The organism is Streptomyces sp. NPDC057939, assembly GCF_042887545.1.
In the GTDB taxonomy this organism is placed as follows: domain Bacteria; phylum Actinomycetota; class Actinomycetes; order Streptomycetales; family Streptomycetaceae; genus Streptomyces.
In genome coordinates, this window is sequence record NZ_JBHVPG010000055.1 from 34,251 (window position 1) to 60,025 (window position 25,775).

The 25,775-nt window shown below is 73.2% G+C and carries 22 protein-coding genes; 8 read left to right on the plus strand and 14 right to left on the minus strand.

Annotated elements, in window-relative coordinates; translation table 11 throughout:
* Window positions 1-128: 128 nt before the first annotated feature.
* The 3 genes from ACFVS6_RS35925 to ACFVS6_RS35935 all read right to left on the minus strand — a co-directional run bounded on the left by ACFVS6_RS35925 (window position 129) and on the right by ACFVS6_RS35935 (window position 7,265).
* Window positions 129-1,589, minus strand: coding sequence for a glutamate synthase subunit beta (locus ACFVS6_RS35925; protein WP_389710732.1), 1,461 nt, complete (start codon window positions 1,587-1,589; stop codon window positions 129-131).
* Window positions 1,582-6,192, minus strand: a complete 4,611-nt coding sequence (gene gltB / locus ACFVS6_RS35930) for a glutamate synthase large subunit (protein WP_389710734.1) — start codon at window positions 6,190-6,192, stop codon at window positions 1,582-1,584. The genes ACFVS6_RS35925 and gltB overlap by 8 nt, the downstream gene beginning before the upstream one ends.
* A gap of 341 nt (window positions 6,193-6,533) precedes the next feature.
* Window positions 6,534-7,265, minus strand: a complete 732-nt coding sequence (locus ACFVS6_RS35935; protein ID WP_389710736.1) for a VIT1/CCC1 transporter family protein — start codon at window positions 7,263-7,265, stop codon at window positions 6,534-6,536.
* Window positions 7,266-7,533: 268 nt separating this feature from the next.
* Between ACFVS6_RS35935 and ACFVS6_RS35940 the strand changes: the two genes are divergently transcribed.
* The 7 genes from ACFVS6_RS35940 (at window position 7,534) to ACFVS6_RS35970 (ending at window position 15,668) form a co-directional block, all read left to right on the plus strand.
* The gene (locus ACFVS6_RS35940) at window positions 7,534-8,520 is read left to right on the plus strand and encodes an ADP-ribosylglycohydrolase family protein (protein WP_389710738.1); all 987 of its coding nucleotides are present in this window, start codon (window positions 7,534-7,536) and stop codon (window positions 8,518-8,520) included.
* Window positions 8,521-8,957: 437 nt separating this feature from the next.
* Entirely contained in the window at window positions 8,958-10,160 is a 1,203-nt protein-coding gene (locus ACFVS6_RS35945) for an ADP-ribosylglycohydrolase family protein (protein ID WP_389710762.1), read from the plus strand.
* Between the two features lie 7 nt (window positions 10,161-10,167).
* A complete protein-coding gene (locus ACFVS6_RS35950; protein ID WP_389710740.1) occupies window positions 10,168-11,322 on the plus strand; it encodes an ADP-ribosylglycohydrolase family protein in 1,155 nt (384 codons plus the stop codon).
* The gene (locus ACFVS6_RS35955; RefSeq protein ID WP_389710742.1) at window positions 11,319-12,707 is read left to right on the plus strand and encodes an ADP-ribosylglycohydrolase family protein; all 1,389 of its coding nucleotides are present in this window, start codon (window positions 11,319-11,321) and stop codon (window positions 12,705-12,707) included. Before ACFVS6_RS35950 ends, ACFVS6_RS35955 begins: the two co-directional genes overlap by 4 nt.
* Window positions 12,704-13,612, plus strand: coding sequence for a ribokinase (gene rbsK, locus ACFVS6_RS35960; RefSeq protein ID WP_389710744.1), 909 nt, complete (start codon window positions 12,704-12,706; stop codon window positions 13,610-13,612). The genes ACFVS6_RS35955 and rbsK overlap by 4 nt, the downstream gene beginning before the upstream one ends.
* On the plus strand, window positions 13,609-14,862 hold the full coding sequence (locus ACFVS6_RS35965) for a CaiB/BaiF CoA transferase family protein (protein ID WP_389710746.1): 1,254 nt from the start codon (window positions 13,609-13,611) through the stop codon (window positions 14,860-14,862). Before rbsK ends, ACFVS6_RS35965 begins: the two co-directional genes overlap by 4 nt.
* Window positions 14,859-15,668, plus strand: coding sequence for an HpcH/HpaI aldolase/citrate lyase family protein (locus ACFVS6_RS35970; protein ID WP_389710748.1), 810 nt, complete (start codon window positions 14,859-14,861; stop codon window positions 15,666-15,668). The genes ACFVS6_RS35965 and ACFVS6_RS35970 overlap by 4 nt, the downstream gene beginning before the upstream one ends.
* Window positions 15,669-15,780: 112 nt before the next feature.
* Here the strand turns inward: ACFVS6_RS35970 and lgt are convergent, their stop codons facing one another.
* From lgt to hisI, 11 genes are all read right to left on the minus strand, one after another.
* Entirely contained in the window at window positions 15,781-16,830 is a 1,050-nt protein-coding gene (gene lgt / locus ACFVS6_RS35975; protein ID WP_389710750.1) for a prolipoprotein diacylglyceryl transferase, read from the minus strand.
* Between the two features lie 110 nt (window positions 16,831-16,940).
* Window positions 16,941-17,885: a DsbA family protein gene (locus ACFVS6_RS35980; RefSeq protein ID WP_389710752.1), complete on the minus strand. Its 945-nt coding sequence runs from the start codon at window positions 17,883-17,885 to the stop codon at window positions 16,941-16,943.
* Between the two features lie 95 nt (window positions 17,886-17,980).
* Entirely contained in the window at window positions 17,981-18,796 is an 816-nt protein-coding gene (trpA, locus tag ACFVS6_RS35985; RefSeq protein ID WP_389710754.1) for a tryptophan synthase subunit alpha, read from the minus strand.
* Window positions 18,793-20,046: a tryptophan synthase subunit beta gene (trpB, locus tag ACFVS6_RS35990; protein ID WP_281205960.1), complete on the minus strand. Its 1,254-nt coding sequence runs from the start codon at window positions 20,044-20,046 to the stop codon at window positions 18,793-18,795. Before trpB ends, trpA begins: the two co-directional genes overlap by 4 nt.
* Window positions 20,047-20,254: 208 nt before the next feature.
* Window positions 20,255-20,464, minus strand: coding sequence for a tryptophan biosynthesis modulator TrpM (gene trpM / locus ACFVS6_RS35995; RefSeq protein WP_281205961.1), 210 nt, complete (start codon window positions 20,462-20,464; stop codon window positions 20,255-20,257).
* Window positions 20,465-20,472: 8 nt separating this feature from the next.
* Window positions 20,473-21,282, minus strand: coding sequence for an indole-3-glycerol phosphate synthase TrpC (trpC, locus tag ACFVS6_RS36000; protein WP_388899855.1), 810 nt, complete (start codon window positions 21,280-21,282; stop codon window positions 20,473-20,475).
* 169 nt (window positions 21,283-21,451) lie between these two features.
* On the minus strand, window positions 21,452-21,973 hold the full coding sequence (locus ACFVS6_RS36005; RefSeq protein WP_389710755.1) for a DUF2752 domain-containing protein: 522 nt from the start codon (window positions 21,971-21,973) through the stop codon (window positions 21,452-21,454).
* A gap of 87 nt (window positions 21,974-22,060) precedes the next feature.
* A complete protein-coding gene (locus ACFVS6_RS36010) occupies window positions 22,061-22,312 on the minus strand; it encodes an HGxxPAAW family protein (RefSeq protein ID WP_281205964.1) in 252 nt (83 codons plus the stop codon).
* A 79-nt stretch (window positions 22,313-22,391) separates the two neighbouring features.
* Window positions 22,392-23,030: a TIGR02234 family membrane protein gene (locus ACFVS6_RS36015; protein WP_389710756.1), complete on the minus strand. Its 639-nt coding sequence runs from the start codon at window positions 23,028-23,030 to the stop codon at window positions 22,392-22,394.
* A gap of 14 nt (window positions 23,031-23,044) precedes the next feature.
* Complete coding sequence (locus ACFVS6_RS36020) at window positions 23,045-24,535, minus strand: anthranilate synthase component I (protein ID WP_389710757.1); 1,491 nt, start codon at window positions 24,533-24,535, stop codon at window positions 23,045-23,047.
* A gap of 15 nt (window positions 24,536-24,550) precedes the next feature.
* Complete coding sequence (gene hisI, locus ACFVS6_RS36025) at window positions 24,551-24,916, minus strand: phosphoribosyl-AMP cyclohydrolase (RefSeq protein WP_389710758.1); 366 nt, start codon at window positions 24,914-24,916, stop codon at window positions 24,551-24,553.
* An 84-nt stretch (window positions 24,917-25,000) separates the two neighbouring features.
* Here hisI and ACFVS6_RS36030 point away from each other — a divergent pair, with 84 nt between their 5' ends.
* Complete coding sequence (locus ACFVS6_RS36030; protein ID WP_389710759.1) at window positions 25,001-25,633, plus strand: TIGR03085 family metal-binding protein; 633 nt, start codon at window positions 25,001-25,003, stop codon at window positions 25,631-25,633.
* Window positions 25,634-25,775: the final 142 nt, after the last annotated feature.

Consider the following 25,775-nt stretch of genomic DNA (forward strand, 5'->3'; position numbering starts at 1 on the left):
CCCCGGAACGCCACGGCGCCCGTCATCCCTGGTCGGGGACATGACGGGCGCCGTGTCGGGGTTCCGCACTTCGTTGTGCGGGCCGTATGAGGGGTCCCGCCCCGGAGGGCGGGGGTACTGCGGGGGCGTCAGACCATCAGGGAGCGGTCCGTCGGCTTGACCGGGTACGGGAGGGCGCTGGTGCCGGTCAGGAAGCGGTCGACGCCGCGGGCGGCCGAGCGGCCCTCCGCGATGGCCCACACGATGAGCGACTGGCCGCGACCCGCGTCACCGGCGACGAAGACGCCGTCGACGTTGGTCTTGTAGGAGGCGTCGCGCTCGATGTTGCCGCGCGCGTCCAGCGCCAGGCCGAACTGCTGGACCAGCCCGTTCTCCTGGTCGGTGCCCGTGAAGCCCATCGCCAGGGTGACCAGCTGCGCGGGGAGGACGCGCTCGGTGCCGGGCTTCTGGACGAGCTTGCCGTCGACGAACTCGACCTCGACCAGGTGCAGGGCCTTGACGTGGCCGTTCTCGTCGCCCTCGAAGTGGGTGGTGGAGACGGAGTAGACCCGCTCGCCGCCCTCCTCGTGAGCCGAGGTGACCTTGTACAGCATGGGGAACGTCGGCCAGGGCTGGTTGGCGTTCCGGTCCTCGCCGGGCTTCGGCATGATCTCCAGCTGGGTGACCGAGGCCGCGCCCTGGCGGTGGGCGGTACCCACGCAGTCCGCGCCGGTGTCACCGCCACCGATCACGATGACGTCCTTGCCCTCGGCCGTGATCGGCGGGGCCATGAAGTCGCCCTCCTGGACCTTGTTGGCCAGGGGCAGGTACTCCATCGCGAAGTGGATGCCGCTCAGCTCGCGCCCCGGGACCGGCAGGTCGCGGGAGACGGTCGCGCCCGCCGCGATCACGACGGCGTCGAAGCGCTTGCGCAGGTCGGTGGCCGTGATGTCCCGGCCGACCTCGATGCCCGTACGGAACTTGGTGCCCTCCGCGCGCATCTGCTCGATGCGGCGGTTGATGTGCACCTTCTCCATCTTGAACTCGGGGATGCCGTAGCGCAGCAGGCCGCCGATGCGGTCGGCGCGCTCGTACACGACCACGGTGTGGCCGGCCCGGGTCAGCTGCTGGGCGGCGGCCAGACCGGCCGGACCCGAGCCGATGACGGCGGCGGTCTTCCCGGACAGCCGCTCCGGGGGCTGCGGGGTGACGTGGCCGCTGTCCCAGGCCTTGTCGACGATCGAGACCTCGACGTTCTTGATCGTGACGGCCGGCTGGTTGATGCCGAGCACGCACGCCGACTCGCACGGAGCGGGGCACAGGCGGCCCGTGAACTCCGGGAAGTTGTTCGTCGCGTGCAGGCGCTCCGACGCGGCGGTCCAGTCCTCGCGGTACGCGAAGTCGTTCCACTCGGGGATCAGGTTCCCGAGCGGGCACCCGTTGTGGCAGAACGGGATGCCGCAGTCCATGCAGCGGCCGGCCTGCTTGCTGATGATCGGGAGCAGCGAGCCCGGGACGTAGACCTCGTTCCAGTCCTTGAGGCGGTCAGCCACGGGACGGGAACAGGCGGTCTCGCGCGGGGTGGTGAGGAAGCCCTTCGGGTCAGCCATGGGTCGCCGCCTCCATCATCTTCTCCGTGGTCTCGGATTCCGAGAGTCCGGCGAGCTCAGCGGCGTCCTTGGCGGCGAGCACTGCCTTGTACGTGGTCGGGATGATCTTGCTGAACCGGTCCACCGAGGCGGACCAGTCGGCGAGGAGCTTCGCGGCCACCGTCGAGCCGGTCTCCTCCTCGTGGCGGCGCACCACGTCGTGCAGCCACTGCTTGTCGGTGTCGGAGAGTTCGGTCTCGACCGCGCCCGTGTTGCCGACGTTGACGTTGTTCGGGTCGAGGTCGATGACGTAGGCGGTGCCGCCCGACATGCCGGCCGCGAAGTTGCGGCCGGTCTCGCCGAGGACGACGGCCTGGCCGCCGGTCATGTACTCGCAGCCGTGGTCGCCCACGCCCTCCGAGACGACCAGGGCGCCGGAGTTGCGGACGCAGAAGCGTTCGCCGGTGCGGCCGCGGAGGAACATCTCGCCGCCGGTGGCTCCGTAGCCGATGGTGTTGCCGGCGATGGTGGAGTACTCGGCGAGGTGGTCGGCGCCGCGGTCCGGGCGGACGACGACGCGGCCACCGGAGAGGCCCTTGCCGACGTAGTCGTTGGCGTCGCCCTCCAGGCGGAGCGTGATGCCCTTCGGCAGGAAGGCGCCGAAGGACTGGCCGGCGCTGCCGGTGAAGGTCAGGTCGATGGTGTTGTCGGGCAGGCCCGCACCGCCGAACCTCTTGGTGACCTCGTGGCCGAGCATCGTGCCGACGGTCCGGTTGATGTTGCGGATCGCGACCTGGGCGCGGACCGGCTGGGCGTCCTCGGCCGTCGCGGCGTTCAGCGCGTCGGCGGCGAGCTTGATCAGCTCGTTGTCGAGGGCCTTCTCCAGACCGTGGTCCTGCTCGATGAGGGCATGGCGGACCGCGCCCTCGGGCAGCTCGGGCACGTGGAAGAGGGGCTCCAGGTCGAGGCCCTGCGCCTTCCAGTGCGTGACGGCCTTGCTGGTGTCGAGGAGCTCGGCGTGGCCGACGGCCTCCTCGATGGTGCGGAAGCCCAGCTCGGCGAGGATCTCGCGCACTTCCTCCGCGATGAACTCGAAGAAGTTGACGACGAACTCGGGCTTGCCGGAGAAGCGGTCGCGCAGGACCGGGTTCTGGGTGGCGATGCCGACGGGGCAGGTGTCCAGGTGGCAGACGCGCATCATGACGCAGCCGGAGACGACGAGCGGCGCGGTCGCGAAACCGAACTCCTCGGCGCCGAGCAGCGCGGCGATGACCACGTCACGGCCGGTCTTGAGCTGGCCGTCGGTCTGGACCACGATGCGGTCGCGCAGCCCGTTGAGCAGCAGCGTCTGCTGGGTTTCGGCGAGGCCGAGCTCCCAGGGTCCGCCGGCGTGCTTCAGCGAGGTGAGCGGGGAGGCACCCGTACCGCCGTCGTGGCCGGAGATCAGGACCACGTCCGCGTGCGCCTTGGAGACGCCCGCGGCGACCGTGCCGACGCCGACCTCGGAAACCAGCTTCACGTGGATGCGGGCGACCGGGTTGGCGTTCTTGAGGTCGTGGATCAGCTGGGCCAGGTCCTCGATGGAGTAGATGTCGTGGTGCGGCGGCGGGGAGATCAGGCCGACGCCCGGGGTGGAGTGGCGGGTCCTGGCGACCCACGGGTACACCTTGTGGCCGGGCAGCTGGCCGCCCTCGCCGGGCTTGGCGCCCTGCGCCATCTTGATCTGGATGTCGTCCGCGTTGACCAGGTACTCGGAGGTCACGCCGAAGCGGCCGGAGGCGACCTGCTTGATGGAGGAGCGCCGCGCCGGGTCGTACAGGCGGTCCGGGTCCTCGCCGCCCTCACCGGTGTTGGACTTGCCGCCCAACTGGTTCATGGCGATGGCGAGGGTCTCGTGCGCCTCCTTGGAGATGGAGCCGTACGACATGGCGCCGGTGGAGAAGCGCTTGACGATCTCGGAGACCGGCTCGACCTCGTCGATGGAGATCGACGGGCGGCCACCCCCTTCGGCGTCCTTGAAGCCGAACAGGCCGCGGAGCGTCATGAGGCGCTCGGACTGCTCGTTCACGCGGTCCGTGTACTGCCGGAAGATGTCGTACCGGCGGTTGCGGGTGGCGTGCTGGAGGCGGAAGACCGTCTCCGGGTCGAACAGGTGCGGCTCGCCCTCGCGGCGCCACTGGTACTCGCCGCCGATCTCCAGCGCGCGGTGCGTGGCCGCGATGCCGGAGGCCGGGTACGCCTTGGCGTGGCGGGCGGCCACCTCCTTGGCGATGACGTCCAGGCCGGCGCCGCCGATCTTGGTGGCGGTGCCGTTGAAGTAGGCGCCGACGAACTCCTCGTTCAGGCCGACGGCCTCGAAGACCTGGGCGCCGCGGTAGGAGGCGACGGTGGAGATGCCCATCTTCGACATGACCTTCAGGACGCCCTTGCCGAGCGCGTAGATCAGGTTCTTGATGGCCTGCTCCGGCTCCAGGCCGGTCAGGAAGGTACCGGCGCGCAGGAGGTCCTCGACGGACTCCATGGCCAGGTACGGGTTGACCGCGGCGGCGCCGTAGCCGATGAGCAGGGCGACGTGGTGGACCTCGCGGACGTCACCGGCCTCGACCAGCAGGCCCACCTGGGTGCGCTGCTTGGTGGCGATGAGGTGGTGGTGCACGGCGGAGGTGAGCAGCAGCGACGGGATCGGCGCGTGCTCGGCGTCCGAGTGACGGTCCGAGAGGACGATCAGGCGGGCGCCGGCCTCGATGGCCGCGTCGGCCTCGCCGCGGATCTCGGCGATCCGGGCGGCCAGCGCGTCGCCGCCGCCGGAGACCCGGTAGAGGCCGGACAGCGTGGCGGCCTTCATGCCGGGCATGTCGCCGTCGGCGTTGACGTGGATGAGCTTGGCCAGCTCGTCGTTGTCGATGACGGGGAACGGCAGGGTGACGCTGCGACAGGACGCGGCGGTCGGCTCCAGCAGGTTGCCGGCCGGGCCCAGCGAGGACAGCAGCGAGGTGACGAGCTCCTCGCGGATGGCGTCCAGCGGCGGGTTGGTGACCTGCGCGAACAGCTGGGTGAAGTAGTCGAAGAGCAGCCGGGGGCGCTCGGACAGGGCCGCGATCGGCGAGTCCGTGCCCATGGAGCCGAGCGGCTCACCGGCGGTGCGGGCCATCGGCGCGAGGATGACGCGGAGCTCTTCCTCGGTGTAGCCGAAGGTCTGCTGGCGACGGGTGACCGAGGCGTGGGTGTGGACGATGTGCTCGCGCTCGGGCAGGTCCGTCAGCTCGATCTCGCCGGTCTCCAGCCATTCGGCGTACGGAGCGGCGGCGGCGAGCTCGTCCTTGATCTCGTCGTCCTCGATGATCCGCTTCTGGGCGGTGTCGACGAGGAACATCTTTCCGGGCTGGAGGCGGCCCTTGCGGACGACCTTGGCCGGGTCGATGTCGAGGACGCCGACCTCGGAGCCGAGGACGACGAGGCCCTCGTCGGTGACCCAGTAGCGGCCGGGGCGCAGACCGTTGCGGTCGAGGACCGCGCCGACCTGGGTGCCGTCGGTGAAGGTGACGCAGGCCGGGCCGTCCCAGGGCTCCATCATCGTGGAGTGGTACTGGTAGAACGCGCGGCGGGCCGGGGCCATGGAGGTGTGGTTCTCCCAGGCCTCCGGGATCATCATCAGCACGCTGTGCGGCAGCGACCGGCCGCCGAGGTGGAGCAGCTCCAGGACCTCGTCGAAGGAGGCCGAGTCGGAGGCGTCCGGGGTGCAGATCGGGAAGATGCGGTCCAGGGCGCCGTCGCCGAAGGCGTCGGAGGCCAGCTGGGACTCGCGGGCCTTCATCCAGTTCCGGTTGCCCTTGACCGTGTTGATCTCGCCGTTGTGCGCGACGAAGCGGTACGGGTGGGCGAGCGGCCAGGACGGGAAGGTGTTCGTCGAGAACCGGGAGTGGACCAGGGCGAGCGCCGAGGCGAAGCGGCGGTCGGAGAGGTCCGGGAAGAAGGGCTCCAGCTGGCCGGTGGTCAGCATGCCCTTGTAGACGATGGTGCGGGCGGAGAGCGACGGGAAGTACACGCCGGCCTCGCGCTCGGCGCGCTTGCGCAGCACGAACGCCTTGCGGTCCAGCTCGATGCCGGTCGTCCCGTTGGAGACGAACAGCTGCGAGAAGGCCGGCATGGTGGCGCGGGCGCCGTTGCCGAGCAGGTCGGGGGTGACCGGGACCTCGCGCCAGCCGAGGACCGTGAGGTTCTCCTGGGCGGCGATGGCCTCGATCTGCTCCACGGCGACGGCCTGTGCGGTGCCGTCGGCGGGGAGGAAGGCGATGCCGACGGCGTACGCGCCGGCCTCGGGAAGGTCGAAACCGGCCACGTCGCGCAGGAACGCGTCGGGGACCTGGGAGAGGATTCCGGCGCCGTCGCCCGAGTCCGGCTCGGAGCCGGTCGCGCCACGGTGCTCAAGGTTCCGCAGTACGGTCAGCGCCTGCTCGACGAGGGTGTGGGTCGCCTCGCCGGTGAGGTTCGCCACGAATCCGACGCCGCAGGCGTCCTTCTCGTTGCGCGGGTCGTACATGCCCTGCTGGGCGGGGCGACCGTCCATGGGCGACCAGGCGTTGGTGCTGGGGCCGGTCGCGGAGTGCGTGGATGCGGAACGCATCGGCTCTCCCGTCGTCGTCGTGGCATATGTGCATAGCCGAGGGACGACGTTGGCCCTCTGCGAAATTTCGTGCAGGTTACATGATGACGGCAATCCCGAGAAGCGGATATTGCGTTCCAGCATGCGGACACCGCACGAAGCAGGAAGAAGAGGGACCTTCGCGGAGGCCGCAGCCGTTTCCGCAGGGCTTCTGCGGCCACGACCCGGGGCGGAGGTCCCGACGCGGGGCGGGCATCATTGCCCGCGCGCCAAGGTGGGATGCCCGGCGGACACGGAATCGAAACCACCGGGTAATGAACTACTTATGTTGCGTACTGCATAGTGTCTCACTCCCGCGACGGTTAGCCTACGGCGCTGCCGATCCACGTGCCCAGGATGTACGTCACACCCGCGGCCGCGCCACCCAGGACGAGCTGACGGATGCCGCTGTACCACCAGGACCGGGCCGTGACCCGGGAGACGACCGCGCCGCAGGCGAACAGCCCGGCCAGCGCCAGCAGCACCGCGGGCCACAGACTGGTCGCCCCGAGCAGGTAGGGCAGCACGGGGAGCAGGGCGCCGAGCGCGAACGAACCGAACGAGGAGATCGCGGCGACGGCCGGCGAGGGCAGGTCGTCGGGGTCTATGCCGAGCTCCTCGCGGGCGTGGATCTCCAGCGCCTGCTCCGGGTCCCGGGACAGTTGCATGGCGACCTCGCGGGCCAGCGAGGGCTCGACCCCGCGCGAGACGTAGAGCTCGGCCAGCTCCTCCATCTCGTCGACGGGGTGCTTGCGCAGCTGCTGGCGCTCGACGTCGAGCTCCGCCAGGACCAGCTCGCGCTGCGAGGCGACCGAGGTGTACTCACCGGCGGCCATCGAGAAGGCGCCGGCCGCGAGACCCGCCAGCCCGGTGATCACGACGGTCTGCGGGGCGACCGCACCGCCGGCCACACCGGTCATCAGGGCGAGGTTGGAGACCAGTCCGTCCATCGCGCCGAACACGGCCGGTCGCAACCATCCGCCGTTGACGTCCCGGTGGGTGTGGTTGTCGCGGTGTGCGGTGTGCAGCGGTGCTTCGATGTCGATGATGGACATGCGTGGTTCCTCCCCATTTGTGCGAGCGGGTACGCGAAAGCCACGCGAGCCCGGCCCACGCGGGGCCACTCCCCCTGAACACCTCGAAACTACGCACGATTTCTGCCGCCCGCCAGCAAGGAAGGCCGTACTTACCTGGGGTTTCGTCCCTCGGCGACCGGGTGACGGGGACGTTCGGGGGGTGTTTCGCGGCGACCGACAAACCACATGCCGTGGCACAAATCCCCCAAGGGCTCATCATGAGTCCCATCAAGTGGAGAGGCGCGCCATGGAGCTGATTGCATGCAATCCGCAGGTCCTCCTCGAACGGGCCAGGGGCGCTCTTCTTGGCCTCGCCGTGGGTGACGCGCTGGGCGCCCCCGCCGAGAACATGAAGCCGTCGCAGATCCGGGCCAAGTGGGGCAGGATCGAAGGCTTCGTCTCGCCCGATCCGGCGGGCACCGACGACACCGAGTACGCCATCTTCTCGGGCCTGCTGCTCGCCCGGCACGGCTCCGCCCTGACCGTCGCGCACGTCGAACGGGCCTGGCACCACTGGATCGCCGACCTCGACGAGGGGCCGTTCCGCGGCGCGGGCTTCTCCGAACGGGGCACTTTGGAGAACCTCCGCCGGGGCCTGGCCGCGCCCATCTCGGCGCAGCACCGCCACGCCTGGTCGGACGGACTGGCCATGCGGGCCGCCCCCTTCGGGGTGTTCGCGGCGGGCCGACCCGCCGAAGCGGCCCGGCTCGTCGCGATCGACGGCACGGTCAGCCACGACGGCGAGGGCATCTACGGCGGCCAGGCCGTCGCGGCGGGCGTCGCCGCCGCGATGGCGGGCGGCTCCCCCGCCTCCGTCGTCTCGGCGGCCCTGTCCGTGATCCCGTCCGACTCCTGGACCGCACGCTCCCTGCGCCGCGCCGTCACCGCCGCCCCGCGCGGCGAACGCGCGGTCCGCTCGGCGGTCGTGATCGGCGGGTACCCGTGGACGGACCTGGCACCGGAGGCCGTGGGCCTGGCGTTCGGCGCGTTCGCCGCGTGCCGGGGCGAGTTCACGGACTCGGTCCTGACCGCCGTCAACATGGGCCGGGACGCCGACACCACGGCCGCGGTGGCGGGCGCCCTGTCCGGCGCCATGACCGGCGTCGCGGCGATCCCCGCCGACTGGGCGGCGGTCATCGGCCCGGTGCGCGGCAGCTGCCTCCCCTCGATGCGGGGCTACCACGTCCTGGACATCGCGGACCTCCTCACCCCCGAATACGAGACCCCCCGATGACCCCGCCCCCGTACACCCCGAACACGCCGACCACCCCCCGCACGGCGGGCGAACCGGATGGCCCGGGCGGCACGGACGATCAGCCCGTACGCGGCACCCCGGACACGCCCGCCGCCGTCCGCAACCCCGCCGCGGCGGGCACCCCCCGCACGGCGGGCGAACCGGATGGCCCGGGCGGCACGGACGCCGCTCGGCCCGCACCTGGCGCCCCGGGCACGGCGGCCGAAGCCGCGCCCGGGGCGGCCGGCGGTGCGGAGGGCGGCGCTCGTGCTCCGGTCTTCACCCTCGTCGCCGCCGCACCGGGTGCGAACGGAGGGGCCGCCGGCGAGTTCCTCGCCGCCGCCGCGGCGGCGCGGGCCCGGCCGGTCCCGGTCGGCGGCCCCCCGGCGTTCGCGGAGCGAGGGAACGGGCGGGCCCGACCCGGCGGCGGGCGGCTCGTGGTCGCCGAGCGGGCGACCCCCGCCGAAGCCCCCGACCGGGAGCTCGATCCCGGCGCCCGACCCCCCGGAGCCCCGCCGCAGCCGGCCCGGCGGATCGAGGGGCTGCTGCTCGGGCTCGCCGCGGGCGACGCCGCCGGCTGGCCCGCCGCCCGGCACCGGGCCAGCCGGATGCCCGAGTGGACCCGCCGCCTCACCCGCGAGCTCGACACCTTCGCGGAGCAGAACGCCACCACCACCCTCCCCGTCCCCATCGCCCTGAACCAGCCCCCCGAGCCCCTGCGCCTGGGCCCCTCCGACGACGCCGAGTGGGCGGCGTTCGCCGCCGAGTCCGTGCTCACCGCCGCGGGGGTGCTGCTCAGCGACCTCTCCCGGTCCCGCCGCATGCGCGCCGCCATCGACCTGGCCTGGAACGCCCTGGCCTCCGAGGTCGCCGCCGCGGCGGAACGCGCGCCCGAGGTCGAGTCCGCCGTGCTGCCGCTGCGCGCCCGGATCTCCGTACGCGCCGGCCTCGGCAACCTCGCCGCCGGCCTGCGCCCGCCCGCCACCGGGCACGACAACCCGCACTACTTCGACGACGCCGCCTGCGTCCGGGCCTGCGTCCTCGCGGTCGTCCACCCCGGTGACCCGCGCGCCGCCGCCGACCTCGCCGAGTTCGACGCCCGCTACACCCAGGACGGCGACGGCGTCCACGGCGCCCGCGCCATGGCCGCCGCCCTCGCCACCGCACTCGGCGGCTCGGACACCGACGCCGCCGTCGAGGCCGCCCTCGCACAGCTGCCGGAGTCCACCGAGATCGGCCGCAACGCCCGGCACGCCGTCGCCCTCGCCCGCGCCGACGCGGACGGCGGCGCCTTCGCCCTCGTCCCGCTCCTGGAGCACCAGATCGTCGACCACGTCTACAGCTACGGCATCGCCGCCGCCGAGACCGTCCCCGTCGCCCTCGCCCTGGCGACCGCCGCCCGCGGCAGGGTCTCCGAGGCCGTCCCCGCCGCCGCCTGCCTCTCGCGCGTCGCGGACTCCGCGCCCGCCCTCGCCGGAGCCCTCACCGGAGCCCTCGGCGGCGGCGACTCGCTGCCCGCCACCTGGCGCGAGGCCTGCCGCGTGCTGTCCGGCTGCGCCCTGCCCCGGCTGGCCGGGACCGACCTCGTCGAACTCGCCGCGCTCCTCACCCGTACGGAACTCACCTCACCCAAGGGATGATTCGGACATGACGCACACCCCCCTCACCCTCGACGACCGGGTGACCGGCAGCCTGGTCGGGGCCGCCGTGGGAGACGCGCTCGGCGGCCCCGTGGAGGGCTGGTCCCCGGAGCGGATCGTCGAACGGCACGGCGGCCGCGTGCACGGCATCGTCGGCCCCTGGTACGAGGACTGGCGCACCGCCCGCCCCATCGCGCCGTACCACAAGGGCGACGGGCACGTCACGGACGACACCCTGATGACCCACGCGCTGGTACGGGTCTACGCGAAGGTGCGCGACCACCTCGACGCCTACTCCGTCGCCGAGCACCTCGTCCCCGACCTGATGTCCACCCCGCGCTGGATCCCCGAGCTCGAAGCCGAGGCCCTGCCCCTCCAGCGGGTGTTCCTCGCCGAGAAGTGGATCGTGACCCGGTTGCACTACGCGCACGCGGACCCCCGCGAGGCCGGCGTCGGCAACATCGTCAACTGCGGTGCGGCGATGTACATGGCACCGGTCGGCCTGGTCAACGCGGGCAATCCGGGCGCCGCGTACGCGGAGGCGCTGGACGTGACCGGCGCCCACCAGTCCTCCTACGGGCGCGAGGCCGCCGGCGTCTTCGCGGCGGCCGTCGCGGCGGCCTGCGCACCGGGCGCGACGGCGGACTCCGTCGTCGCGGCGGCCCTGGCGCTGGCCAAGGACGGCACCCGGTCGGCGATCGAGGCCGTGTGCGAAGTCGCCTCCCGGTACCGGGACTTCGAATCGGCGCTGGCCCCGCTGCGCGCGGCGGTGGCCCCGTACGACTCGGTCGGCCCGGACTACCGCAACCCCTCCCTCGGTGCCCGCCGCCCGTCGCGCCTGCATTCCATCGAGGAGCTGCCGATCGCCCTCGGCATGCTGCTCGTCGGCAACGGCTCCTACGAGACCTCGGTGCTCGGCGCCGTCAACTACGGCCGGGACTGCGACTCCATCGCGACGATGGCCGGGGCCGTCGCCGGCGCGCTCGGCGGGGAGGCCGCCGTACCGGCCGGCTGGGCCAAGCAGGTCGCCGGGGCCAGCCGCCTCGACCTGCACGAACCGGCCGCCGAACTGGCCGCCGTGGCCCGGGAGGTGTTCGCCCGGGACCGGGACCGGCGCCGGGCCCACGAGAGCGCCTTCGCGGCGATGGCGTCCCCCCGGTGACGGCCGCCGATCCCCCCGGCGCCCTCGTCCGCCTCACCTGGGCGCAGCCCGAGGACCTGCTCGGCCACGAGCTGCGGCAGGCGGACGAGGACGGCCGGGACGCGGGGCCCGTACGGCGTGAGTGGCTCGCGGCCGGCGGCCGCCCGGCCCCCCTCCGCGCCGGCGCCTCCGCCGAACCGGCCCCACCCCGGCTGCGCGCCCTCGCGACCCGCCTCCTGGACGAACTCGACGCCCTCCCGGCCCCTTCGGCCGCCGACGAACCGAGCACCTGGGCCGGGATCCGGGCCACCTGGCCCGTACCCCCGGCCCCGCCGCGGGGGGTGGCGGCCGGGCTGCGGGAGCGGCTGGAGGCCGCCTGGGTCGGGCGTGCCGCGGGGTGCGTCCTCGGGAAGCCCGTCGAGAAGCTCCCCCTCGACGGGATCCGGGCCCTGGCCCGGGCCACCGGGAACTGGCCGCTGTCCGACTGGTTCACCGCCCGGGGCGTCCCGGCGGAGCTCCTCGCCGCGCACCCGTGGAACCGGCGCTCCGCCGGCACCTCCCTCGCCGAGAACATCGACGGCGCCCCCGAGGACGACGACCTCAACCACCCCCTCCTCGGTCTGCTGCTCCTCCAACGGCACGGCAAGGACTTCACCACCGCCGACCTCGGCCGGCTCTGGCTGGACGAACTGCCCGCGGGCCGGACGTTCACCGCCGAGCGGATCGCCTACCGCAACCTCCTCCAGGGCCTCGAACCCCCGTTGACGGCCCGCCGGCACAACCCGTTCCGCGAGTGGATCGGCGCCCTCATCCGGGCCGACGTCCACGGCTGGACGAACCCCGGCGACCCGGTCGCCGCCGCGGCCCAGGCCCACCGTGACGCCGTGCTCACCCACACCGCGAACGGGGTGTACGCCGCCCTCTTCGTCGCCGCCGCCCTCGCCGAGGCCGCCGGCGGCCGGGCCGACGTGCACGGCGCGCTGCGGGCCGGGCTGGCCGTCGTACCGCCCCGGTCGCGGCTGGCGGAGGCCGTCCGCCTCGGTATCCGTACCGCCTCCGACGAGGCGGACTTCGACCGGGTCGTGGACCGGCTGCACGACTGTTACGGCCACTACCACTGGGTACACGCCCTCCCGAACACCGCGCTGCTCGCGGCCGCGCTCACCCACGCGGACGGCGACTTCACGCACTCCGTCTGCCGGGCGGTGTCCGGTGGCTGGGACACCGACTCCAACGGGGCCACCGCCGGTTCCCTCGCCGGGCTGCTGGCCGGATCGCCCGGCCGGATCCCGGAGCGGTGGACGGCGCCGTTGAAGAACCGCCTCTCCACCGGCGTCGCCGGCTTCGACGGCATCGGGTTCGACGCCCTCGCCCACCTCACCGCCCAGGAGGCAGCCCGCTCATGACGGCCATCGCCGTGCTCGGCAGTACGAACATGGACCTCGTCGCCTACGTGCCCAAGGCCCCCCGTCTGGGGGAAACGGTCACCGGCCGCGAGTTCCGCACCGTCCCCGGCGGGAAGGGCGCCAACCAGGCGGTCGCCGCCGCCCGCCTCGGCGCGGAGGTGGTGATGATCGGCGCGGTCGGGGCCGACGAGTTCGGGGTGCGGCTGCGCGCCGCGCTCCACGCCCACGGGGTCGACACGACCGCCCTGCGCACCGTCGAGGGCGCCAGCGGCACCGCCCACATCACGGTCGACGACGAGGGCGCGAACAGCATCATCGTCATCCCGGCGGCCAACGCCCTCGTCACCGCACTGGAGGCGGGTGACGACGCCCGCATCGCCGCCGCCGACTCGCTCCTCCTGCAACTCGAACTGCCCCTGGAGGTCGTCCTCGCGGGCGCCCTGGCCGCGCGCGCCCACGGGGTCCGTACGATCCTCACGCCCGCCCCCGCCCAGCCGCTGCCCGCCGGACTGCTGGCCGCCACCGACCTGCTCGTCCCGAACGAGCACGAGGCGGCGGCGCTCACCGGACTCACCGATCCGCACCGGGCCGCCGAGGCGCTGCTCCAGGACGTCCCGGAGGTGGTGATCACCCTGGGCGCGGCGGGAGTGCTGCACGCCGCGCGGGGGCGGGAGCCGCTGTCGGTGCCCGCGCCACGGGTGCGGGCCGTGGACACCACCGCCGCCGGGGACACCTTCGTGGGCGCCCTCTGCGTGGCCCTCGGCGAGGGCCGCCCGATGCCGCAGGCCCTCGCGTGGGCGGGGTGCGCCGCAGCGCTGTCGGTGCAGCGGCCCGGCGCCCAGGACTCCATGCCCGACCGGGCCGACGTCATGGCGTTCGCCGCCGGCCAGGGCCTCCCCCGATGACCGCGCCCGTCACGGACCCCCGCCCGGGCCCCGGCCCGGTCACGGACTCCCGGCCCGACCCCGGTCCCGGCCCGCTCGCCGGGCTGCGCGTCCTCGACCTGGCCACCCTGTTCGCGGGGCCGCTGGCCGCCACCCTGCTCGGCGACTTCGGCGCCGAGGTGATCAAGGTGGAGCACCCCGGTCGCCCCGATCCGTCCCGCGAACACGGCCCGTCCAAGGACGGCATCGGCCTGTGGTGGAAGCTGCTGGGCCGGAACAAGCGGACGATGACCCTCGACCTGTCGACGCCGGGCGGCCGGGACACCCTGCTGCGGCTCGCCGCCTCCGCCGACGTGGTCATCGAGAACTTCCGTCCCGGCACCCTGGAGAGGTGGGGGCTGGGCTGGACCGAACTGTCGGCGGCCAACCCGCGGCTGGTCCTGGCCCGGGTCACGGCCTTCGGCCAGCACGGCCCGTACGCCCACCGGCCCGGCTTCGGGACCCTCGCCGAGGCCATGAGCGGCTTCGCCGCGATCACCGGGGAACCGGGCGGTCCGCCGACGCTGCCGCCCTTCGGGCTCGCGGATTCGATCGCCGCGCTGACCGCCGCGTACGCGGTGATGACGGCGCTGGCCGGCCGGGACCGCACCGGGCGGGGGCAGGTCGTCGACCTCGCCATCATCGAACCGATCCTGACCGTGCTGGGCCCGCACCCCCTCTGGTACGACCAGCTGGGCTACGTCCAGCGGCGCACCGGGAACCGGTCCGTGAACAACGCCCCCCGCAACACCTACCGCAGTGCGGACGGCCGCTGGCTGGCGGTGTCCGCCTCGGCCCGGTCCGTCGCCGAGCGGGTCGTCCGGCTGGTCGGGCGGCCCGAGCTGGCCGACGAGCCCTGGTTCGCGACGGGCGCGGGCCGGGCCGAGCACGCCGACGTCCTGGACGCGGCCGTCGGCGGATGGATCGCCCTGCGCAAGGCCGACGAGGCCGTGGCCGCCTTCGAGACCGCCGAGGCGGCCGTCGCCCAGGTGTACGACGTACGGGACGTGATGGCCGATCCGCAGTTCGCGGCCCTCGACACGGTCACCGGCGTCGAGGATCCGGAACTCGGCCCGATCCGCATGCAGAACGTCCTCTTCCGACTGTCCGGGACGCCCGGCGGGATCCGCTGGGCGGGCCGCCCGCACGGCGCGGACACCGACGAGGTCCTCATCGAGCTCGGCCTGACCCGGGACGAGATCGCCGCGCTGCGCACCGAGGGGGCACTGTGATCCTGACCTGGCTCTACGCACCCGGAGACCGTCCGGAGGTGGTGGCCAAGGCCCTGCGTTGCGGGGCCGACGCCGTCATCGTGGACCTGGAGGACTCCGTGTCGGTCTCCCGCAAGGAGTACGCCCGGGCCGCCACCGCCGAGCTCCTCACCGAGCGACCGCCGGTCCCCGTCCACGTCCGGGTCAACGCCCTGGGCTCGCCCTGGGCGGGCGCCGACCTGACGGCCCTGGCCCGGCTGCACGGGCTCGCCGGGCTGCGGCTGCCGAAGGTCGACGCCCCGGAGCAGATCACCCGGGTCGCCGACCGCACCGGCGGGGTCGCCCTGTACGCGCTGCTGGAGTCGGCGCTCGGGGTGGAGCGGGCGTACGAGATCGCCCGCGCCCACCCGTGCCTGCACGGGCTGACCCTCGGCGAGGCGGACCTGCGGGCCGATCTGGGAGTGAGCGCGGAGACGGGGCTGGACTGGCCCCGTTCCCGGGTGGTGGTCGCCGCCCGGGCGGCGGGCCTGGCGCCGCCGGCGCAGTCGGTGTTCCCCGACGTCCGGGACCTGGAGGCGCTGGCCGTCTCCTGCGTGCGCGGCCGTTCGCTGGGCTTCCTGGGCCGGGCCGCGATCCATCCGCGTCAGCTCCCGGTCATCGAACGGTGCTTCCTGCCGGGGCCCGAGGAGGTCACGGCCGCCGAGGAGATCGTGTCGGCCGCGCGGGCGATGTCGGGGGCCCTGGCCCTGCCCGACGGCCGCTTCGTGGACCCGGCGGTGGTGGCGGCCGCCCACCGGACGCTGACGCTGTCGCGGCGGTCGGTCTAGGACGGCCGGGGCGTGCCGTCGGCCCGGACCCGGCTCGACGTGCCGGAAGGGGGCGCCGCGACCCGCGCGGCGCCCCCTTCCGGAGCGGACCCTGTCAGTTGCCGAGCGTCCTTCAGCTCTTCCCGGCCTCCGCGGCCTTGTCCTCGCCCGCCTTGGTCAGGTCCGTCCTGACGGCCCCCGCGGACTTGGGCGCCTCGGCGCCCGGCTTCTCGCCCGGCTGTGCGGGCTTGGCGGGCTCGGCCGGCTTCGCGGGCTCGGCCGGCTTGCGCGGTGCGTCCTTGACCGCCTTGGTGCCGGCCGCCGCGTCCTTCGTCCCGCCCTCGGCAGGAGCGTCCCCGACGGCGACGGGAGCCTGCGGTTCGACGACCTCCTCGCGGCCCGGACGCAGCTTCGCCGACAGCACGAAGTAGGTCACGGCCAGGATGAAGACGACGATCGCGGTCCACACGTTCAGCCGCAGGCCCAGGATGTGGTGGGCCTCGTCGACGCGCATGTACTCGATCCAGGCGCGGCCCGCGCAGTACGAGGCGACGTACAGGGCGAAGGCCCGCCCGTGTCCGAGCTTGAAGCGGCGGTCGGCCCAGATGACCAGCACGGCGACGCCGACGCACCACAGCGACTCGTACAGGAAGGTCGGGTGGTAGGTGCCGGCCTCGCGGTTGGGCCCCTCGGTGATCTTCACCGCCCACGGCAGGTCGGTGGCCCGGCCGTACAGCTCCTGGTTGAACCAGTTGCCCCAGCGGCCACAGGCCTGGGCCAGGGCGATGCCGGGGGCCAGGGCGTCGGCCCAGGCCGGCAGCGGGATGCCGCGCAGCCGGCAGCCGATCCAGGCGCCGACCGCGCCGAGCGCGATCGCGCCCCAGATGCCGAGGCCGCCCTCCCAGATCTTGAAGGCGTCGACCCAGTTGCGGCCTTCGCCGAAGTACAGCTGGTAGTCGGTGATCACGTGGTAGAGGCGACCGCCGACAAGGCCGAACGGCACCGCCCACACGGCGATGTCCGCGACCGTGCCCGGCTTTCCGCCGCGCGCGATCCAGCGCTTGTTGCCGAGCCAGACGGCGATGAAAACGCCGATGATGATGCAGAACGCGTAGCCGCGGAGCGGGATCGGTCCGAGATGGATCACGCCGGTCGACGGACTGGGGATATAGGCAAGGGTCATGGCAGACCTGACGCTACCTTGCCGGGCGGTACCGACCGCAACCCACCCGGCAAGCTGACATCAAACCCACACACGGCCCGGCACGCTCGAAACCGCGCCCGGGTCCGTGCTCAGTCCCGCGCGGTCCCCTCGGGCACCGCTTTCGAGCCGGTCGCCGGGGAGGTCCTCCCCGTTCCCGAAGGGGACGCCGTTGCCGACGGCGAGCTCTTGCCGGAGCCGGAACCGGAGCCGGACTTAGGGGCGCCGGACGCCCCGCTCGGGGCCTTCGCCGCCGCCTCGACCTTCGCCTTAAGCTTCTGCGGGGTCAGCGGGTCGGCCTGGTCCGCGAAGATGTCCTTCCCGTCGAGCAGCACCGTGGGGGTGCCCCGGAAGTTCCCGGCCCTGAAGGCGTCCTGCGACTTGCCGACCCAGCTGTTGTGCGTGCCGTCCTCGACGCAGGCGCGGAAGGCGGGGGTGTCGAGCCCGTCGACCTTGCCGGCGAGCTCCAGCAGCTTGGCGTTCTTGCCGTAGGCGTCGTCGACCTCCTCCGGCTGGTTCTCGAACAGCACGTCGTGGTAGGCGGCGAACTTGCCGGCGTCCTGCGCGCAGGCGGCGGCGTTCGCCGACTTCAGCGAGCCGCTGCCGCCCATGTTCCCGTCGATGAGGGTGACGATGTGGTACTCGGTCTTGAGTAGCCCCTTGGCTTCCAGCTCGTGGATGGTGTCCTTGTAGTTGGTCTCGAAGGACTTGCAGGCGGGGCAGCGGAAGTCCTCCCAGACGGTCAGCTGGGAGGGGGCGCCGCTCTGGCCCGTCTGGATGGCGAGCGCGTCCTTCCCCGTCGCCCCGGACGGCGCGACCACCGGCCCGGCCTTCGCGGACTTGTCGCCGGACCCGGCATTGGCCGCGATCAGGCCGACGACGGCCGCCAGGCCGAGTACGCCGACCACCGCCGCCGACACGACCAGGGTCCGCCGGCGCTTGTCCCGGGTCTTCTGCCGCTCGCGCTCCACTTGGAGTCGCTCCCGGGCCGATCGTTTCGTCGCATCGCGGTTCGCACCGTCGTTCTTCTCGCTCACGTTCGGCCAAACGAAGCGGGGAGGCACTCTCGTGCCTCCCCGCTCCCACTTCCACCCGATCGGGCTACATAACCCCCCGTGGGGGCCGCCCCGCGTCAGGACCTGCGTACGCCTTCCGCAAGTTCGCCCGCCAGCGCGCGCACGGCCGTCAGGCCGGACGGCAGGTCCGGGGCGTCCAGCAGCAGCTTCACGAACGCCGAGCCGACGATGACGCCGTCGGCGAAGCCCGCGACCTGCTTGGCCTGCACGGCGTTGGAGACGCCCAGGCCGACGCAGACGGGGAGGTCGGTCGTGGCGCGGGTGCGGCGCACCAGTTCCTGGGCCTCGTTGCCGACGGACTCGCGGGTGCCGGTGACGCCCATCAGGGAGGCGGCGTAGACGAAGCCGGAACCGGCGGCCGTGATGGTGGCGAGCCGGGCGTCCTGGCTGCTGGGGGCCACGACGAAGACGGTCGCGAGACCGTGCTTCTGCGCGTGCTCGCGCCACAGCGCGGACTCCTGGACCGGCAGGTCGGGCAGGATGCAGCCCGCGCCGCCGGCCGCCGCGAGCTCGGCGGTGAACCGCTCGACGCCGTAGCGGTCGATGGGGTTCCAGTAGGTCATGACCAGGATCGGGACCCCGGTGGCCTCGAACGCCTCGCGCACCGTCCGCATGACGTCGGCGATCTTCACGCCGCCGCGCAGGGCGATGTCGTCGGCGGTCTGGATGATCGCGCCGTCCAGGACCGGGTCGCTGTGCGGCAGCCCGATCTCCACGACGTCGGCGCCGCCCTCGATGACGGCCTTGACGGCCTCGATGGCTCCGTCGACGGTCGGGAAGCCGGCCGGCAGGTAGGCGACGAGGGCCGCCCTGTCCTCGGACTTGGCCTTCGCGAGGGTGCTGCTCAGCAGTTCGATGTTGCCGTTGCTCACTTCGACTCCCCCTCGGCGCCTTCGCCGTCGTACAGCCCGAAGTAGCGGGCCGCCGTGTCCATGTCCTTGTCGCCGCGGCCGGACAGGTTGACCACGATCAGGCCGTCCTTGCCCAGCTCCTTGCCCAGGTCGAGGGCGCCCGCGAGGGCGTGCGCCGACTCGATGGCCGGGATGATGCCCTCGGTGCGGGAGAGCAGGCGCAGGGCCTGCATGGCGGCGTCGTCGGTGACGGCGCGGTACTCGCCGCGGCCGCTGTCCTTGAGGTAGGAGTGCTCGGGACCGATGCCCGGGTAGTCCAGACCGGCGGAGATCGAGTAGGGCTCGGTGATCTGGCCCTCCTCGTCCTGCAGGACGTAGGAGCGGGATCCGTGCAGGATGCCGGGCTCGCCCGCGGTCAGGGTCGCGGCGTGCTCGCCGGTCTCGACGCCGTGTCCGGCGGGCTCGAAGCCCACGAGGCGGACGTCGGCGTCCGGGATGAAGGCGTGGAAGAGGCCGATGGCGTTGGAGCCTCCGCCGACGCAGGCGGCGACGGCGTCGGGCAGCCGGCCGGCGCGCTCCAGGATCTGCCGGCGGGCCTCCACGCCGATGACGCGGTGGAAGTCGCGGACCATGGCCGGGAAGGGGTGCGGGCCGGCGACGGTGCCGAAGAGGTAGTGGGTCTCGTCGACGTTGGCGACCCAGTCGCGGAACGCCTCGTTGATGGCGTCCTTGAGGGTCCGGGAGCCGGACTTCACGGCGATGACCTCGGCGCCGAGCATCCGCATCCGGGCCACGTTGAGGGCCTGCCGCTGGGTGTCGATCTCGCCCATGTAGATGGTGCAGTCGAGGCCGAAGAGGGCACAGGCCGTGGCGGTGGCCACGCCGTGCTGGCCTGCGCCGGTCTCGGCGATGACCCGGGTCTTGCCCATGCGCTTGGTGAGCAGGGCCTGGCCCAGCACGTTGTTGATCTTGTGTGAGCCGGTGTGGTTCAGGTCCTCGCGCTTGAGGAAGATCCGCGCGTTGCCCGCGTGCTCGGCGAAGCGGGGCACCTCGGTGAGGGAGCTGGGCCGGCCGGTGTAGTTGACCATGAGCTCGTCGAGCTCGGCGGCGAAGGCGGGGTCGCCCTTGGCCTTCTCGTACTCGACGGCGACCTCGTCGACGGCGGCGACGAGCGCCTCCGGGATGAACTTGCCGCCGAAGTCGCCGAAGTACCCCTCGGCGTTCGGGATGTGACCCTCGGGGTCCGGGATGAAGAACGAGCTGGTGGGCATGGCCACTACTCCTACGTGGTGCGGAAGCGGTACCTACGGGTGACAGGAGTGCTCCGTATCGCGCCGCCGGTCCGCCGCACCGGGACCCACCGGGGTCACGGGCGTACGGACGGAGCGGTCCGCGCCGGCGGCCGTGGGCCGGGGCGTGGGACCGTACGAGGCCGCCGGCCGGTACCCGGGAGGGGCAACGGGCCGGGGAGGGCCGTCGTCAGCGCGCGGCTCCGCCGCGCCATCGCATGCCGTTGACCTGACCGGGCTCGGAGCCGATCACGTAGCGCACCCGCCGGCCGTGCACGCGCCGGGCCGGGGCGCGGCAGCCGCGGGGGCGGCAACCGCGCGCCAGCGGCGCGTGCGCCGTCGGCACACCGGCCGGGCCGTGGCCTGGCCGGGTGCGGACGGGGGAACGGAAGGGCGGCATGGGAAGGGTCAGCTCCGGCCGTGGCGCAGGGCGGGGTGGGCGCCGGCGGCGACGAGGTCGGCCACGGCCGCCTTCGGGTCGCGGCCGGTGACCAGGGACTCGCCGACGAGCACGGCGTCCGCGCCCTCGTTGGCGTAGGCGATCAGGTCGTGCGGTCCGCGGATGCCGGACTCGGCGATCTTCACGATGTGGGCGGGGATCTCCGGGGCGACGCGCTCGAAGGTGGAGCGGTCGACCTTGAGGTCCTTCAGGTTGCGCGCGTTGACGCCGATGATCTTGGCGCCCGCGGCCACCGCGCGTTCGACCTCCTCCTCGTCGTGGACCTCGACGAGCGGGGTGAGACCGATGGACTCGGCCCGCTCGATGAGGGAGACGAGGGCCTCCTGCTCCAGGGCCGCCACGATCAGCAGCGCGAGGTCGGCGCCGTAGGCGCGGGCCTCCCACAGCTGGTAGGCCGTGACGATGAAGTCCTTGCGCAGGATCGGGATGTCCACGCGGGCGCGGACGGCCTCCAGGTCGGCCAGCGAGCCACCGAAACGACGCTGCTCGGTGAGCACGGAGATGACCGACGCACCGCCCGCCTCGTAGTCGGCGGCGAGCCCGGCCGGATCGGCGATCGCGGCCAGCGCGCCCTTGGACGGGCTGGACCGCTTGACCTCGCAGATCACCTTGACGCTGTCGCCGCGCAGGGCGGCGACACCGTCCTTGGCCCGGGGCGCCTTGGCGGCACGCTCCTTGAGCTCGTCGAGGCTGACGCGGGCCTGCCGTTCGGCAAGGTCTTCGCGGACCCCTTCGATGATCTCGTCGAGCACACTCACGCGAGCGGCCCCCTTCCGGGTTGATGACGGTCGGCCGCCTTGCGGACACGTACCACTGCAAGGTCAGCACTCAAATGGTATCCGCAGGTCGCCGCCGCCTCCGCACGGACTTCGACGTTTCCCAATGGCTGGACACGGAATATGGCCTTCCTCCAGGCCCCTCGCGGCTTCAGGGAGCCAGTGCGGAACCGAACGGGAAATTCCGGACAATCGCGAAACCTGCCGCCAGGACGGCGACCGCCCACCAGGCGGCCCGACCCAGGGCGAGCCGAGGAGCCGGCCGGCCGCGGAAGGCCCGTACGAGCCACAGCGCCGCGAACGCGGCGAAGACGAGGTAGCCGACGACCGCCAGGGCGTTGGCCCCCAGGGCGGTCACCAGGTCGCCGTGCGCGAAGGCGTGCGCACTGCGGAGCCCGCCGCAGCCCGGGCACAGCACCCCGGTCAGCCGGAACAGCGGGCAGACCGGGTAGTGGCCGGGTTCGTTCGGATCGACCGCCCCCACGTACGCGAAGGCCGCCGCGACCCCCGCCAGGGTGAGCACGGGGGCGACCAGCCGGCGGGCCCTGGAAGCCCGTACGGGGCCGCCCGGGGGCGCCGGGAGGGACCGGGCCGGACCGGCGCCGGGAAGCCGCGGGGACACGGGCGCGGGCGCGCGGGGCGGAGGGGCGGAGGGGGTGCGAGGGGCGTCCACCCGCCGATTCTCGCCGGTCACGACAAAAGGCGCAGCCCGACGGGCCGCGCCTTTCGAACCGTGTCCCCGCCGGACCACGGGTGCCGCTCAGACCTTGGCGGGAACCCGGTTGGCGGCGATGACCTCGGCGAGGTCGCGGTGGGTGGCCTTCGGCGCGCCCATGCCCGCCGCCCGCATCGCCATGCCCACGACACCGCCGAGCACGACGACGACGAGGCCCGCCCAGAACCCGAGCGGGTTCGCCAGCACCATGAAGGCGCCGGAGACGCAGAAACCGATGAAGGCGATGATGACACCGGTCCAGGCGGCCGGGGTGTGTCCGTGGCTCGTGCCCGCCATGAGTTGCTCCTCGTTGCTCTGTCTCACGTGCTGTGCCGCACGCTCGGTGACATTGTCCCGCACAGGGCGGGATGATTCTTCAGCGGGTCGGGTCCTCGCCGCGGTCCAGAGCCTTCCACAAGTCTTCCGGCCGGTCCGGGTCCACCGCCGCGGGTTTGCGCGTCCGGGGGCTGCCGTCACGCTCGTAGCGGCCCCCCATGGCGGGCCAGGTCCGACCGAAGCGCAGGGCGAGCAGCCCGGCCAGCAGGATCAGGACCGCGCCGCCCGCCGCGACGTACGGCCAGACCGTATGGCTCAGTTCCGCCACTCGGGCGGCGGTGTCCGCGGTGGCGGTGGCGGCCCGGTCGTCCAGGGTGCGGCGGTCGTCGGCGGCGGCCAGGGCGGCCAGGGCCGCCCCCAGACCGCTCAGCGCGAGCAGGCCGGACACCAACAGCCGACTGCGACCCCGTACGGCGAACACCGCCACCAGGGCGGCCAGGCCGACGATGGCCAGCGCCGCCGGTAGGCCGGTGACGGCCTGCCCGTCCGCGCTCAGCGGGAGCCGGTCGCCGCCGACGGCGGCGCTGCCCCGGGCCCAGACCCGGCCGGAGGCCAGCAGGACGACGGTGGCGCCGAGCGCGCCGAGCAGCAGGGCGACGGCCACGCTGCGGCGGCCGGCCTTGCTCTCGGGGGCCTCGGCTTCGTTGCGGGGGTGGGGTACGGCACTCACGTACCCCACTATCCCCTACGGCCTCAGGCCCGGTGGAGGCGGTTCGCCGCTCCGACCGCACGGAGCACGGCGGCCGCCTTGTTGCGGCACTCGTTGTCCTCCAGCTCGGGCACCGAATCCGCGACGACGCCCGCACCCGCCTGCACGTACGCCGTCCCGTCGCGCAGCAGCGCGGTGCGGATGGCGATGGCCGTGTCGGAGTCACCGGCGAAGTCCAGGTAGCCGACGCAGCCGCCGTACAGGCCGCGGCGGGTGGGCTCCAGCTCCTCGATGATCTGCATGGCGCGCGGCTTGGGCGCCCCGGAGAGGGTGCCGGCCGGGAAGCAGGCGGTGAGCACGTCGAAGGCGGTGCGGCCCTCGGCGACGCGCCCGGTGACCGTCGAGACGATGTGCATGACGTGCGAATACCGCTCGATGCTCATGAAGTCGACGACCTCGACGGAACCCGGCTCGCAAACCCGGCCCAGGTCGTTGCGGCCCAGGTCGACCAGCATCAGGTGCTCGGCCCGCTCCTTCGGGTCGGCCAGCAGCTCCTCCGCGAGGTCGTTGTCCTCCTGCGGGGTCGCGCCGCGGTGCCGGGTGCCGGCGATCGGGTGGACCATCGCCCGCCCGTCCTCGACCTTCACCAGCGCCTCGGGGCTGGAGCCGACCACGTCGAAGCCGTTCTCGAAACGGAAGAGGTACATGTACGGGGACGGGTTCGTGGCCCGCAGCACCCGGTACACGTCCAGCGCGGAGGCCTCGCAGGGCGTCTCGAAGCGCTGCGAGGGCACCACCTGGAAGGCCTCGCCGGCCCGGATCCGCTCCTTGATGTCCTCGACCGCGGCCCGGTACTGCTCGCCGCCCCACAGCGCGGAGAACTCGGGCAGCTCGGAGACCGGCAGCGGGGTGGGCAGGTAGGGCGCGGGCCGCGCCAGGTCGGCCTCCATCGCGTCCAGGCGGGCCACCGCGTCCGCGTACGCCTCGTCCACGCCCGTGTCGAGGTCGTTGTGGTTGATCGCGTTGGCGATCAGCTGGACGGTGCCGTCCCAGTGGTCGAGGACCGCCAGGTCGGAGGTGAGCAGCATGGTCAGCTCGGGCAGCTCCAGGTCGTCGCCGCCGTGCTCCCCGATGCGCTCCAGGCGGCGCACGATGTCGTAGCCCAGGTAGCCCACCATGCCGCCCGTGAAGGGCGGCATGCCGGCCGCGAGGTCGCGGGGGGTGTGCAGGGCCTCGACGGTGGCGCGCAGCGCGTCGAGGGGGTCGCCGTCGGTGGGGACGCCCACGGGCGGGGTGCCGATCCAGTGCGCCTGCCCGTCGCGGACGGTGAGGGTGGAGTCGCTGCGCACGCCGATGAAGGAGTACCGGGACCAGGACCGGCCGTTCTCCGCGGACTCCAGCAGGAAGGTGCCGGTGCGTTCGGCCGCCAGCTTCCGGTAGAGCCCGACCGGGGTGTCCCCGTCCGCGAGCAGCTTGCGGCTGACGGGGATGACGCGGCGGTCCACCGCGAGCTTGCGGAACGTCTCAAGATCCATGGCGTGGGACCCTACCTATTCGGCGTCGGAGAGCAGGACGTCGGCGTCGAAGCACGTGCGGGCGCCGGTGTGGCAGGCGGCGCCGACCTGGTCGACCTTCACGAGCACGGTGTCGGCGTCGCAGTCCAGGGCGACGGACTTCACGTGCTGGAAGTGGCCGGAAGTATCCCCCTTGACCCAGTACTCGCCGCGGCTGCGGGACCAGTACGTGCAGCGTCCCGTGGTCAGGGTGCGGTGCAGGGCCTCGTCGTCCATCCAGCCGAGCATGAGCACCTCACCGGTGTCGTACTGCTGGGCGATGGCCGGTACCAGACCGTCCGGGGAGCGCTTGAGGCGGGCGGCGACGGCGGGATCGAGGGAGGACGTACTCATGTGGGCCATTGTGCCGGGTCGGGGCGACGGTTACGGATCACTGTCCAGCTGATGAGCGGGCGAGGGACTGCTTCCAGCCGTAGGCTTGCCGCCATGTCTACCCATGCGAAGCGTGAACGACTGCTGCTGGCCGACCTGTTGGAAGCCGCGGGACCGGAGGCGCCGACGCTGTGCGACGGCTGGCGGGCGCGGGAGCTGGCCGCGCACGTGGTCGTCCGGGAGCGGCGGCCGGACGCGGCGGGAGGTCTGCTGCTGAACGTGCTCAAGGCCCGGCTGGACAAGGCGATGGAGGAGTACACCGCCAAGCCGTACGAGGAGCTCCTCCGGCTGATCCGGACCGGGCCGCCGCGGATGTCGGTGTACGCGCTGAAGCAGATCGACGAGGCGGCGAACGCGGTGGAGTTCTACGTCCACGCGGAGGACGTCCGGCGCGCGCAGCCGGACTGGTCGCCGCGGGAGCTGGACCCGGTGTTCTCCGACGTCCTGTGGTCGCGGCTGGAGCGGCTGGCCCGGCTCACGGGTCGCAAGTCCCCCGTCGGCCTGGTGCTGCGCCGCCCGAACGGTCAGACCTCGGTGGCGCACAAGGGCACGCCGGTGGTGACGGTCACGGGGGAGCCGGGGGAACTGACGCTGTTCTGCTTCGGCCGGCAGGCCGCGGCGGCGGTGGAACTGGACGGCCCGAAGGAGGCGGTGGCCCGGCTGACGGAGGCACGCCTGGGCCTCTGACCTGGCCGGTCGGGGGTGGGGGTGGGGCGGGTGCGGATGCTTCGGCCGGTGCGGGGTCGGTGGCTGCGGGTGGGGCGGGGCCGGTGCCGGGGTGGGGTGTCGTCCGGGACGGGCATGATTTATGGCGCCCTGTCCGGGCTGT